General features: G+C 66.3%; 14 protein-coding genes. 5 read left to right on the forward strand and 9 right to left on the reverse strand.

Annotated features, from left to right (window positions below; genetic code table 11):
- Positions 1-6: 6 nt before the first annotated feature.
- Positions 7-375, forward strand: a complete 369-nt coding sequence (gene erpA / locus ACOABP_RS11310) for an iron-sulfur cluster insertion protein ErpA (protein ID WP_066739489.1) — start codon at positions 7-9, stop codon at positions 373-375.
- Positions 376-451: 76 nt separating this feature from the next.
- Here erpA and ACOABP_RS11315 read toward each other — a convergent pair whose 3' ends face one another.
- Both ACOABP_RS11315 and ACOABP_RS11320 read right to left on the reverse strand, forming a co-directional pair.
- Positions 452-1,591, reverse strand: coding sequence for an anhydro-N-acetylmuramic acid kinase (locus ACOABP_RS11315; RefSeq protein ID WP_474225065.1), 1,140 nt, complete (start codon positions 1,589-1,591; stop codon positions 452-454).
- A 3-nt stretch (positions 1,592-1,594) separates the two neighbouring features.
- On the reverse strand, positions 1,595-2,989 hold the full coding sequence (locus ACOABP_RS11320) for a peptidoglycan DD-metalloendopeptidase family protein (protein ID WP_474225066.1): 1,395 nt from the start codon (positions 2,987-2,989) through the stop codon (positions 1,595-1,597).
- 216 nt (positions 2,990-3,205) lie between these two features.
- Between ACOABP_RS11320 and tyrS the strand changes: the two genes are divergently transcribed.
- The 4 genes from tyrS to ACOABP_RS11340 are packed head-to-tail and all read left to right on the forward strand — an operon-like array spanning position 3,206 to position 6,323.
- Positions 3,206-4,447 (forward strand): tyrosine--tRNA ligase, encoded by a 1,242-nt coding sequence (gene tyrS, locus ACOABP_RS11325; RefSeq protein ID WP_474225067.1) that lies wholly within the window; start codon positions 3,206-3,208, stop codon positions 4,445-4,447.
- Between the two features lie 7 nt (positions 4,448-4,454).
- Positions 4,455-4,925 (forward strand): D-aminoacyl-tRNA deacylase, encoded by a 471-nt coding sequence (dtd, locus tag ACOABP_RS11330; RefSeq protein ID WP_474225068.1) that lies wholly within the window; start codon positions 4,455-4,457, stop codon positions 4,923-4,925.
- A gap of 19 nt (positions 4,926-4,944) precedes the next feature.
- Positions 4,945-5,592, forward strand: coding sequence for a YbhB/YbcL family Raf kinase inhibitor-like protein (locus tag ACOABP_RS11335; protein ID WP_474225069.1), 648 nt, complete (start codon positions 4,945-4,947; stop codon positions 5,590-5,592).
- 56 nt (positions 5,593-5,648) lie between these two features.
- Entirely contained in the window at positions 5,649-6,323 is a 675-nt protein-coding gene (locus tag ACOABP_RS11340; protein WP_474225071.1) for a histidine phosphatase family protein, read from the forward strand.
- Between the two features lie 22 nt (positions 6,324-6,345).
- Here the strand turns inward: ACOABP_RS11340 and ACOABP_RS11345 are convergent, their stop codons facing one another.
- The 7 genes from ACOABP_RS11345 to ruvC form a co-directional block, all read right to left on the reverse strand.
- Positions 6,346-7,080: a queuosine precursor transporter gene (locus ACOABP_RS11345; RefSeq protein ID WP_066739482.1), complete on the reverse strand. Its 735-nt coding sequence runs from the start codon at positions 7,078-7,080 to the stop codon at positions 6,346-6,348.
- 159 nt (positions 7,081-7,239) lie between these two features.
- A complete protein-coding gene (locus tag ACOABP_RS11350) occupies positions 7,240-7,827 on the reverse strand; it encodes a BPSL1445 family SYLF domain-containing lipoprotein (RefSeq protein ID WP_474225072.1) in 588 nt (195 codons plus the stop codon).
- 65 nt (positions 7,828-7,892) lie between these two features.
- A complete protein-coding gene (locus ACOABP_RS11355; protein ID WP_474225074.1) occupies positions 7,893-8,483 on the reverse strand; it encodes a hypothetical protein in 591 nt (196 codons plus the stop codon).
- A 228-nt stretch (positions 8,484-8,711) separates the two neighbouring features.
- Positions 8,712-9,779, reverse strand: a complete 1,068-nt coding sequence (gene ruvB, locus ACOABP_RS11360) for a Holliday junction branch migration DNA helicase RuvB (protein WP_066739479.1) — start codon at positions 9,777-9,779, stop codon at positions 8,712-8,714.
- A gap of 94 nt (positions 9,780-9,873) precedes the next feature.
- A complete protein-coding gene (ruvA, locus tag ACOABP_RS11365) occupies positions 9,874-10,455 on the reverse strand; it encodes a Holliday junction branch migration protein RuvA (RefSeq protein WP_474225075.1) in 582 nt (193 codons plus the stop codon).
- Between the two features lie 49 nt (positions 10,456-10,504).
- Positions 10,505-11,677 carry a glycerophosphodiester phosphodiesterase gene (locus ACOABP_RS11370; RefSeq protein ID WP_474225077.1) on the reverse strand — a complete coding sequence of 391 codons (1,173 nt, stop codon included), beginning with the start codon at positions 11,675-11,677 and terminating at the stop codon, positions 10,505-10,507.
- 76 nt (positions 11,678-11,753) lie between these two features.
- Positions 11,754-12,299 (reverse strand): crossover junction endodeoxyribonuclease RuvC, encoded by a 546-nt coding sequence (gene ruvC, locus ACOABP_RS11375; RefSeq protein WP_101680100.1) that lies wholly within the window; start codon positions 12,297-12,299, stop codon positions 11,754-11,756.
- Between the last annotated feature and the right edge of the window lie 293 nt (positions 12,300-12,592).

The following is a 12,592-nucleotide window of genomic DNA, read 5'->3' on the forward strand; positions in this document are numbered from 1 at the left end:
TTCCCCATGAACGCAGTCGCAGAGGCACCTGTTACCGAGGAAATGCCGGCACCGTTCGTCTTTACCGACAGCGCCGCCGACAAGGTCAAGCAGCTGATCGAGGAAGAGGGCAATGCCGAGCTGAAGCTGCGCGTGTTCGTGCAGGGCGGCGGTTGCTCCGGCTTCCAGTACGGCTTCACGTTCGATGAAGACGTCAATGAAGACGACACGACGCTGGTCAAGAACGGCGTCACCCTGTTGATCGACTCGATGAGCTACCAGTACCTGGTGGGCGCCGAGATCGACTACAAGGAAGACATCAACGGCGCACAGTTCGTGATCAAGAACCCGAATGCCTCGACCACCTGCGGTTGCGGCTCGTCGTTCTCGGTCTGAGCGTTCCAGCCTCGCCAGCAAAAAAAAGCGCACTTCGGTGCGCTTTTTTATTTTCCCCAACGGATAGACCCGGCAGTCAGCGCGGATAGATCGCGCCCAGCACGCGCGGCCCCGCTGCGCCCGTGACCGTCGGCACGTTCCCCGGTGCCCGGCGTACGCACTGACGCGCCAGCCACGCAAAGGCGATGGCTTCCACCTGCGAAACCGGCACGCCGAAATCCTCGCTGGTCTGCACCGTGATCCCCGGCAGCAACTGGCCCAGCGTCGCCATCAGGTAGTCGTTACGCGCCCCGCCACCGCAGACGATCAGGCGCTGGGCGTTACCGGCATGCGTCCGGACGTCCTGGGCAATGGCCGTGGCGGTCAGCGTGGCCAGAGTCGCCTGCACGTCCGCCGCCGCAATCTGCCGGGGCAGGCTGTCCAGCACGGCCTGCAGCCACTCCGGATGGAACAGGTCGCGTCCTGTGCTCTTGGGCGGCGGGGCGCGGAAGTAGGGCTCGGCCAGCAGGCGCGCCAGCAGGTCGGTGTCGATGCTGCCGCTGGCACCCCAGGCGCCGCGATCGTCGAATGGCTGGCCGTGATGGTGCTGTACCCAGTGGTCCAGCAGCGCATTGCCGGGGCCGCAGTCGAACCCGGTCACCGGTCGGCCCGAATGAGCGGCCGGCAGGATGCTGATATTGGAGATACCGCCGATATTGCAGACCACGCGCGTTTCGTCGCGTGCACCAAACAGCGCCGCATGCACCGCCGGCACCAGCGGCGCGCCCTGGCCGCCCGCAGCGATATCGCGGCTGCGGAAGTCGGCCACCACATCGATATCGGTCAGCTCGGCCAGCAGGGCCGGATGCTGGGTCTGGCGCGTATAGCCGGTCCCGTCATACTGCCCGGGACGATGGCGGATGGTCTGTCCGTGCGCGCCAATGGCGGTGACATGCCCGGTCCCGACATCGGCCAGGTGCAACAGCTCGGCCACGCACTCGGCATAGACGCGCGCCAGCCCGTTGGCGGCCATGGCTTCGCGATGGATCTCGTCTTCACCGGGCTGCTGCAGCGCGCCGAACGCCTCGCGCAATGCTGGCGGGAATGGCGCATGCGCGGCGGCCAGCACCGCGGGATGCGCGCCGGAAAAATCCACCAGCACGCCGTCGGCGCCGTCCATGCTGGTGCCCGACATCAGGCCGATATAGCAGTCGCTGGGCACCGGAGACTTGGACATGGATCAGTTGCTGGCGGTCAGAACGTTGTAGGTGCGCAGCAAGTTGATGCGGCTCAGCATGGCGCTCGTGTAGGTCAGGAATTCCGCGCGCGATTTGCCGGTAAGCGTCGGCGCTTCCATCAGCGTCGTGGTCAGCGGGTTCTGCGGCACGTCGTTATAACGGAATTCGTAGTGCAGGTGCGGCCCGGTGGCCCAGCCCGTGGAGCCCACATAGCCGATCACCTGGCCCTGGCTCACATGCTGCCCCTCGCGGATGCCCGCAAAGCCGGACAGGTGGGCGTAGTACGTCGAATACCCGCCCGCGTGCTGCAGCACGATGATGTTGCCATAGCCGTTCTGCTGGCCGACGAAGTCGACCGTGCCTTCGCCCGACGCCAGCACCTTGGTGCCCTGCGGCGCGGCGAAGTCCACGCCCTTGTGCTGCGCCCACTTGTGGTGCAGCGGATGATCGCGGCCGCCGAAACCCGACGACACGCGCGAGAATTCCACCGGCGAACGCAGGAACGGGCGCTTCATGCTGCGGCCGTCGAACGTGTAGTAGGCACCCGGCTCACCATCGTCCGGCGAGTACCAGAGCGCCTGGTACAGCGTGTTGCGGTTGATCAGCTCGATCGCCACCACGCGGCCGTTGCGCACGAATGCGCCGTCGCGGAAGCCGGCTTCGTAGACGATGCGGAAGCGGTCGCCGCGTGCAATGTCGTGATGGAAATCGATCACGCCCGAGAAGATCGAGATCATCTGGCTGACCACTTCGTCGGGCACGTTGGCGGCGTCCATCGACTTGAAGAAGCCGTTGGCGTCGATGGCGCCCGACGCCATTTCGTAGTGCAGGTCGTTGTCTACCGTGGCGATGCGGGCCTTGTACGAATAGTCGCCACCTTCCTTGGCCGGCGCCACGCGCTCGACCACCAGTTCGCGCGACGCGCCGGCGTCGCCGCCAAGGTTGGCCTGCAGCGACACCAGCAGGTTGCTGTCGTCGATCTCGGCCTGCACGGTCTGCCCGGGGTTCAGGTTGAACAGGCCGCGGGCGGTGGGATTCTTCAGGATGAAGGACTGCGCGTCGGGATCTTCCACGCCAAGACGGCGCAGCAGCGTGGCGATAGTGTCGCCGCGCTGCATGCGTTCCTGGCGCACGTAGACGCTGTTCCCGTCGACCTCGGTCAACTGTTCGAGCTGTTCGCGCACGTCGGGCATGCGCAGCGGCTGCAGCACGCGCGGGGCGAGCGGATCATCGTAGGCGTTGCGGGGGGCAACGCCCATCGCAGCCGCCATGCCAAGCGTAAAGACCGTGCCGACGGCAACGGTCAACTGCTTGCGGCGGCGCGTATGCTGGGGATTCGTAGGGTCAACAAGGACCACCAGCTCGCGCGCGAAAACTTCGCGGAGACTAGACCACATCACGTAGAATTCAAGCTTTCGGTATTGCCAAGGCCGCCGCCGCGACGATATCTCTCGTCTGCCTTCCTCCCCCGAGGTGCGGTGCGGGCATTGTCTGATTGCCGCCTGGAGTGGCGGTTTGCCGACGGAAGACCCGTCAGGCACGAAGCGCGGATTATACCAGAACGGCTCCGGTCGTCCGTCGCAGTTTCCTTATAGATTTCAAAGACTTACGTCATGAGTGAAGTGTCCTCGGCCGCTGCGCCCAATTATCCACTTACGCCGTCGGTGATGCGCGCCCTGGAGATCACCAAGCGCGGCTGCGACGAGCTGCTGGTTGAATCCGAGTGGCTCCAGAAGCTCGCGCGCAGCGAAGCGACCGGTGTGCCGCTGCGCATCAAGCTGGGCCTGGATCCCACGGCGCCCGACATCCATCTCGGGCACACCGTGGTGCTGAACAAGCTGCGTCAGCTCCAGGACCTGGGCCACCAGGTGATCTTCCTGATCGGCGATTTCACGTCGACGATCGGCGATCCGTCCGGCCGCAACTCGACCCGCCCGCCGCTCACCCGCGAGCAGATCGAGGCCAACGCCCAGACCTACTACAAGCAGGCGAGCCTGGTGCTCGATCCGGCGAAGACCGAAATCCGCTACAACAGCGAGTGGTGCGATCCGCTCGGCGCGCGCGGCATGATCCAGCTGGCAGCCAAATACACGGTGGCCCGCATGATGGAGCGCGACGACTTCACCAAACGGTTCCGGTCTGGGATTCCGATTTCGGTCCATGAGTTCCTTTATCCACTCATGCAGGGCTACGATTCGGTGGCGCTGAAGTCCGATCTCGAGCTGGGCGGCACCGACCAGAAGTTCAACCTGCTGGTGGGACGCGAACTGCAGAAGGAGTATGGCCAGGAGTCGCAGTGCATCCTGACCATGCCGCTGCTGGTGGGGCTGGACGGCGTCGAGAAGATGTCGAAGTCCAAGAACAACTACATCGGCGTGACCGAGGCCCCGAACGATATGTTCGGCAAGCTGATGAGCATCTCGGACGACCTGATGTGGCAGTACTTCACGCTGCTGTCGTTCCGCCCGATGAGCGAGATCGATCTGATGAAGGAAGAAATCGCCGCGGGCCGTAATCCGCGCGACTGCAAGGTGGTGCTGGCGCAGGAAATTGTCGCGCGCTTCCACAGCCAGGCGGCCGCCGAGGCCGCGCTCGAAGCTTTCAACCACCGCGCCAAGGGCGGCATTCCCGACGACATCCCCGCCGTGACGCTGGAAGGCGCGCCGCTGGGCATCGGCCAGCTGCTCAAGCAGGCCAACCTGGTGCCGTCGACGTCGGAGGCCAACCGCAATATCGAGCAGGGTGGCGTGAAGATCGATGGCGAGACCGTCGGCGACAAGGCGGTCAAGGTGGCAGCCGGCACTTACGTCGTGCAGGTGGGCAAGCGCCGCTTTGCGCGCGTGACGCTGATCTGAAGCGGCGATGATCGCCCTGATCCAGCGTGTATCGCAGGCGCGCGTGACCGTGGACGGCCGCACTACCGGCGAGATCGGCGCGGGCCTGCTGGCGCTGGTCTGCGCCGAGCGCGGCGACACCGAGGCACAAGCCGAGCGCTTGCTGGCCAAGCTGTTGTCGTACCGGGTGTTTTCCGATGCCGAGGGCAAGATGAACCTGCCCGTGCAGAACATCGACGGCCAGGGCACGGCGGGCGGCCTGCTGGTGGTGTCCCAGTTCACCCTGGCTGCCGATACCAACAGTGGCACGCGCCCCAGCTTCACCCCAGCGGCGGCGCCCGAGGACGGTCGCCGCCTCTATGATCATTTCGTGACCCGCGCGCGCGCCGCGCATCCGGCGGTCCAGACCGGCGAGTTCGGCGCCATGATGCAGGTCAGCCTGACCAACGATGGTCCCGTGACGTTCTGGCTGCGCGTGCCGCCGGCCGGAACTGCCTGACATATCGAAGGAGATCTTCATGAAACTCTGGAGCAAGGCTTTTGCCGACAACGCGCCGATTCCCGGCGAGTTTGCCTTCTGCGTGCCCGATGCCGCCAGCCACGTGGCGCTATCGTCGAACCGCAACCCCGACCTGCACTGGGAAGACTTCCCGGCTGGCACCCGGTCGTTTGCGCTGATCGTCCATGATCCCGACGTGCCCAGCAAGGGCGACGACGTGAACCAGGAAGGCCGCGAGGTACCGGCGTCGCTGCCGCGCGTGGATTTCTTCCACTGGGTTCTGGTGGATATCCCGCCGGGCCTGAATACGATCTCGGCCGGCACGCATAGCGATGGCGTGATCGCACGCGGCAAGCCGGGCCCCGAGGCGCTGGTGGGTACCGCCACGGCCGGCGGCCTGCGCCATGGCCTGAACGACTACACGGGCTGGTTTGCCAACGACCCGGACATGAAGGGCGACTACTTCGGCTACGACGGCCCATGCCCGCCGTGGAACGACGCCATCGTGCACCGCTACGTGTTCACCGTCTACGCGCTCGACGTCGACCGCGTGCCGGTCGAGGGCAAGTTCACCGGTGCCGATGTGCGCCGCGCCATCGAGGGCCATGTGCTGGCACAGGCCAGCTATACCGGCACCTATACGCTGAACCCGAAGCTCGTGAAGTAAGCCGGCGAGCGCCACGCCAGGCTTCGCCAAAATCCGTCGCCCCCCAAGGAACCGGCATGTTGCAAAGTAACGGCCCGCAGTCGCTGGCCTTCACCCACCTGATCGTGATCCGCCATGGCGAGACGGCCTGGAACCGCGAACGGCGGCTCCAGGGCCAGATCGACATTCCGCTCAATGACACGGGCAGGGCCCAGGCGCGCGCGCTGGCCGAAGCCCTGACCGGCGAGCCGATCGATGCGGTGTACTCCAGCGACCTGGGTCGTGCCTTCGAGACGGCCACGCCGCTGTCGCAGGCGCTGGGTTTGACGGTGCGTGCCGAGCCGCGGCTGCGCGAACGTTGCTATGGCGAGCTGGAAGGCATGACCTATGCGGAAGTGGCGGAAAAGCGGCCGGACGACTTTGCGCGCTGGCAGGCGCGCGTGCCCGACTACGCGCCGCCTGCGGGGGAATCGCTGCGCGAATTCCACGAGCGGGCGGTGGAGGTGGCACTGTCGCTGTCGCGCCGTCACCCCGGCGAACGGATCGCGCTGGTGGCCCACGGCGGCGTGCTGGACTGCCTCTATCGCGAGGCCACGGGCATGACGCTGGAGGCGCCGCGCTCGCATGAACTGCTCAACGCCAGCGTCAACCGGCTGCGTTGCGACAGCGCCAACCTGACCCTGCTGCAATGGGCCGATGTCAGCCACCTGGAAGCGCTGACGCTCGACGAGGTGGACCGCCGCGTGCCGTAACGCGCGGCCAGGCCCCGGGCGCTTACACGCGCAGCCGGAACGGCGTGAAGTTGGTGTTCCGGTCGTACCAGTCCTCGTTTTCCGCCCGCTTCAGGAATCCCACCACCTTGTAGGTCACGGGGGTCATCACGACCTCCCAGCCGGTCTTGAGGATGTACTGCGCGATGGCCACCTGGATGACTTTTTCCAGCGGCCAGATGCCGTAGAACGCAATCACGTAGAACAGCGATGAATCGACAAGCTCGCCTGCCAGGGTCGAGCCGATCGTACGCGTCCAGAGCCAGCGGCCGCCAGTCCACAGCTTCATCTTGGCGAGGGTGTAGCTATTGGCGAAACTGCCACAGCAGAACGCGATCAGGGACCCCAGCGCAATGCGCCAGGTATTGCCGAACACATCTTCCAGGCTCTTCTGGTAGTCGATCATGAACGGCGCCACGGGCATGCGCAGCACCACGAAGGCCATGAACGTGGCAAACGCCAGGGCGGCAAAGCCGGCCCACACCACGCGGCGGTCACGGCCGTAGCCGTAGACCTCGGTGAGCACGTCGCCAAAAATGTACGAGACCGGGAAGAACAGCACGCCCGCGCCGAACGTGACCGGCCCGATCACGGGCAGCGTCATCTGCGCCGCCTTGGCGGCTCCGATCAGGTTCGAGCACAGCAGCACCGTGACGAAGGCCACCATCACGAGATCGTAGTAGCGATAGACGCGCCCGGTGTGGCCGGAGGCGGCGGTGGCGGCAAGCGGTTCGTGCATGGGTGGCATCCGGGGGCGCGGGCGACGGGCGTGATTCGCGCGATTATGCCAGTGGCAGGCCATGCGCGTGGCGCGCTCATGAAAAAGCCCGGCCGGAGCCGGGCGTTTCCGTCTTGCCGCGGTGCCGCCCCGGCAGGCCGGGCGGCGCCAACGCAAGGGCTAGATCTCGAGCTTGCTGATCTTGGCGCCGTTCAGTGACACGTCGACCATCAGGCCGGCATTGGTCTGCACGAAGGCAATGACCGGCTGCTGGCCGGTAATGGTGTCGATGGTGCCGTTGGCGCCCACCTTGGCCAGCGCCACGCTGGCATCGGCGCCCACCGTCCAGCCCTTCGACTGCACGAACTTGCTGTAGGCCTCGGGCGTCATGAACATGATGATGATCGAGCGTGACTGTCCGCCGGCGGTCAGGCCGAAGGTGCCCGCGATGGTGCGGTAGTAGCCCTGCGTGGTGCCCTTGCTGCGCAACGCGCCGTCGCCATACTCGCCGCCCACGACCAGCCCGCCGGCCAGCACGCGCGGGAACACCAGAATGCCCTGCGACCGGTTGGCAAGTTCCTGCGAGCCCTTTACCGACGAAAAGAGCCGGTTGAGCGCGCCATCGGCGCCGGCGTCGATTTCCTGCCGTTTGGCCGCGGCATCGGTGCCCGCGCTGCTGCCCGTCGTCGTGCAACCGGCAGCAAAGGCGGCCGTGGCGACAAGCAGGCCCGACCCGGCAACCCGGGTGACAAACTGACGTCGATCCATTTGTTGTTCTCCTGAAGGGGAAAGGTACTGCGTCAGAGGCGATGCGGCAGGGGTTGCCGAACCGGTCAGCCAGCGGTTGGTGCCTTGACCGTGATCGCCACCACTTCCTTGATCACGAACTTGGCCATCTGGCCCTTCTTGATATTGGCAAGATCGATATTCGGATCCTGGACCTTCACGGTGCGCAAAGTCTCACGTGGGCCCCGGAACGTGACTGTGCGCTTGGCAACATCCACATTGGTGACCTGTGCGGTAATGGTGGTGGTGATTTCACGCATCACGCCGGGCTTGCCGCCCTCGGGCGCGTGCGAAACGCGCTCGACCTGCTCCATCAGCGCGGTGTCCTTGCTGCCGATCGGCTCCAGGCCGGCCACCACGGCCGCACCGCGCGTCAGTGTGACGATGTCGCCCTTTTTGACGTTGCCGATGTTCTTGGCTTCGTCGCCCGCGATGATCTCGACCAGATTGCCGCCCGGGCCCTTGACCAGTACGGCCTTTGACTCCGGATCGACATTGACGACGCGGCCGCTGACCACCGCTTCCTCGGCCACGCCGATCGGCGCGGGTGTCGACGGTTTCTGCGCATGCGCGGCACCGGCCCAGGCGAACATGAGGCAGGCGGCAATGGAAAGGGAGTGCTGGGCTCTGATTTTCATGACTGTCCTTGTTGGCGCAGGTGCGCATTTTGTAAAAAGGATGCAGCCATTGTGGACAACTGGGCATAGGCCAGCAATCCACTTCGAAAAAATTTGCAGGGGTCGCGAAAACGTTTAATTGACGCCCGGCCGCCCGCGCAAAGGCGCTGGGCCGGGGTCAGAGGCCGTGCGGATGGCCTGTGCGGACGGCCGTTGCACCTGCCGGTGCAACCCCGTCTGCGGCGCCCCTCAGGGTGCGTCGAAGCCTTCGCCCCGGCGCTCGCTTTGCGGCGAGGCCAGCCCGAAATGGCGATAGGCGGCGGCGGTGGCCACCCGGCCGCGTGGTGTGCGCTGCAGATAACCCTGCTGGATCATGTAAGGCTCCAGCACGTCCTCGATCGTGTCGCGGGCCTCGCCGATGGCGGCGGCCAGATTGTCCACGCCCACCGGGCCGCCGTCGAACTTGTGCAGCACGGCCTCCAGCAGCTTGCGGTCCATCAGGTCGAAGCCGACGCTGTCCACGTCGAGCATTGCCAGCGCCGCGTCGGCCAGTTCGCGCGTGATCGTGCCATCGCTCTTGACCTCGGCGAAGTCGCGCACGCGGCGCAGCAGCCTGTTGGCGATACGGGGCGTGCCGCGCGCGCGGCGTGCAATCTCGAGCGCGCCGGCCGGATCGATTACCGCGTTGAGCAGTTGCGCCGACCGCGTCACGATGCGCGCCAGCTCTTCGGCCGAATAGAACTCCAGCCGCGCCACGATGCCGAAGCGGTCGCGCAGCGGGTTGGTCAGCATGCCGGCGCGCGTGGTGGCGCCCACCAGCGTGAACGGCTGCAGGTCGAGCTTGACCGAGCGCGCGGCCGGACCCTCGCCGATCATGATGTCGATCTGGTAGTCCTCCAGCGCCGGGTACAGGATTTCTTCCACCACGGGCGACAGGCGGTGGATTTCGTCGATGAACAGGACGTCGTGAGCTTCGAGGTTGGTCAGCAGCGCGGCCAGGTCGCCCGGGCGCTCCAGCACGGGCCCCGACGTCTGGCGCAGGTTCACGCCCATCTCGCGCGCGATGATGTGTGCCAGCGTGGTCTTGCCCAGGCCCGGCGGGCCGAACAGCAGCACGTGGTCCAGCGCCTCGCGGCGCTTGCGGGCCGCGTGCATGAAGATGTCCAGCTGGCCCCGCACCTTTTCCTGGCCGACGTATTCGTCGAGCAGCTTGGGGCGCAGCGCACGCTCGAAGGCTTCTTCCTGGGTGGATGCCGGGGTGGCGGAGATCACGCGCTCCGGCGGGCGGTCACCGGTCAGCTTGTCGGTTTCGATCATGGCAATGGAAAGCAGTATGACGCCATTCTACGCTGCCGGTGCGCGTGGACCGGCGCAATCGGACGCGTTCCGGCGCATTCCGGCGCAGGCTGCGTTATCCCTTCGACAGCGCCTTGAGCGCAAGCTTGATGCCCTCGGACACGCCCGTTCCGGCCGGCACCTGCTTGATGGCCTGCGCGGCCTCCTTCTCGGAATAGCCCAGCGCCAGCAGCGCGTTGAGTACGTCGACGGCGCTGTCGGGCACCTGTGCGGCGCCGGGCACGTGGCCCAGGTCGGCGCCAAGCTTGCCCTTGAGTTCCAGCAGCAGCCGTTCGGCGGTCTTCTTGCCGATGCCGGGGATCTTGGTCAGCCGGCCGGCTTCCTGCATCGTCACGGCCTGCGCAAGTTCGGGCACGGACAGGCCGGACAGCACGGCCAGCGCCATGCGCGCCCCGATGCCGGTGATCTTGATCAGTTCGCGGAAGGTGTTGCGCTCGGTGGCGGTACCAAAGCCGAACAGCAGGTGCGCGTCCTCGCGGATGATCTGCTGCGTGAGCAGCGTCACGGGCTGGCCCACGGCCGGCAGGTTGTAGAACGTGCTCATCGGCACATCGATCTCGTAGCCGACGCCGTGGCAGTCGACCAGCAGATGCGGGGGATTCTTTTCAAGCAGGGTGCCGGCGATGCGTCCGATCATGGTGAAAGCGTAAGAAGAAGTGGCCGCAAGTGTAGCGCGGCCCGTGGGGTTACTGGCCGGCCGGCGTGGCCACGGCGCGACGGCCCAGTGCCGGATCGTCCGTGAAGAAGCCATCGATGCCGGCTGCGAGGAAGGCCTGGACTTCGCGCACCATGCCGTCCGGGTTGCGCGTGGCATCGTCGCCGGGTGCGCGCAGCGGCTTCGGCAGGAAGCTGTTCTCGGGGCGGAACGTATACGGGTGCACCACCAGGCCGGCGGCATGCGCGTTGGCGACCAGCGGCGTGGGTGTCGCCAGGCCGCCCTGGGCGTCGCGCGGAATCACCAGGCTTTTCTCGGGCCCGATGCCGTTGGCATAGGTGGCTACCTCGCGCAGGCCCAGCGGCGTCAGCATCGACGCATAGGTGCGGTTGTCGCCCGCCAGGCGCCAGTCGGCAGGGCGCTGCCTGGTGTTGCCGATCAGTTGCACGATCTTCACGTTCGGCATGGCGGTGCCCAGCAACCGCTTCATGGTGCGCAGCGGGCCCACTTCGAACGACTGCACGTACACCGGTGCGGTCCTTGCGAAGTCATTGCCCTGCAGTGCGGCGGCGAGCTTTTCTTCGAGCGGCAGGCCGATGCCACGGAAATAGCTCGGGTGCTTCAGTTCGGGATAGATGCCCACCGGGCTGCCGCGGCGGCCTGACGCTTGCGCCGCCAGCTTCAGGATTTCGTCGAAGGTGGGAATTTCGAACTGGTCATTGAGCTTGGCGTTGTAGGGCCGCAGCTTCGGAATGCGCTCGCGGGCGCGCAGCGTCTTGAGTTCGGCCAGCGTGAAGTCCTCGGTGAACCAGCCGTCGATGCGCTCGCCGTCGATGACCTTGATGCGGCGGCGGCCGGCAAACTCGGGCACTTCGGCCACGTTGGTGGTGCCGGTGATGTCGTTCTCGTGGCGGGCCACCAGCACGCCGTCCCTGGTGGACACGAGGTCTGGCTCGATGATGTCGGCGCCATCGTCGATCGCCTTCTGGTACGAAGCCAGCGTGTGCTCGGGCCGCAGCGCGCTGGCGCCTCGATGGCCGATGACCAGTGCCGGGGGGGCGGGCGCGGGGGGCGGGGCGGCCGGTGCCGGCGCCGGGGCAGGGGGTGATGCGGAGACCGGTGCGCGCGGCGCCGTTACGCAGCCGGCGACCAGCGTGGCCGTGGCGGCGGCCAATGAAAAACGGTAGACGAGGGATTGCGGCATCTGGGGCGTTCCTGGGCGGGCTCTCGAACGCCGATTCTAAGCGACGCAGGCGCCGGGCCTGTCGCCAGGCCGAAGGTTAGCCGATCAGCCGGCCGCGCCGCACACGCAGCCCCTTGCGCGCCAGTTCCGGCGCCATCGTCGCCAGCGTGCCCAGGGTATCGCCACCGTTGGCATGGCAGATCGCCACGCCGAGCGCGTCGGCGGCATCGCTGCTGGGACGGCCGGACAGCGCCAGCAGACGCATCACCATCTCCTGCACCTGTTCCTTGTTGGCGCGCCCGTAACCGACCACGGCCACCTTCAGCTGCAGCGCGGTGTACTCGAACACCGGCAGCCCCTGGCCCACCAGACCGCAGATGGCGGCGCCGCGCGCCTGGCCCAGCAGCAGTGTCGATTGCGGATTGACGTTGACGAAGACCTTTTCGATGGCCGCGCAGTCGGGTGCATAGGTGCGCGCGACTTCGGCAATCCCGTCATAGAGTGTCTTCAGGCGCAGGGGCAGGCTTTCGTCGCCATTGCTGCGGATCGTGCCGGAGGCCACATAGGCGAGCTTGTTGCCGTGCTTTTCGAGCACGCCGAAGCCGGTGGTCCGCAGACCGGGATCGATGCCGAGAATGCGCATGAAGCGGGGGAGGGAAGACAGATGGGCGTAGTGTAGTGGATTACGCCGCGGGGGAGGGGATGCGCACCGTGGTGAGTTTGCGCCCTCTCACCTTCACACGGGGGGACGAGAACCCCTGCAAGGCTGTTGGTTGTTTGGCGGCTAACGCCGTCAGCCACGTCCAGATGCGGCCAGATGGCGAGGTCTTGGTGCTCTCTCCCCTCAGGGGGAGAGAGCGGGAGAGAGGGGTGGCTTAGCCAGGCACCACATCGAGCAAAGCCGTCGGTTTTATCCGGCACGGCAGCGCTCGACAA

The organism is Cupriavidus sp. HE11 (assembly GCF_056097175.1).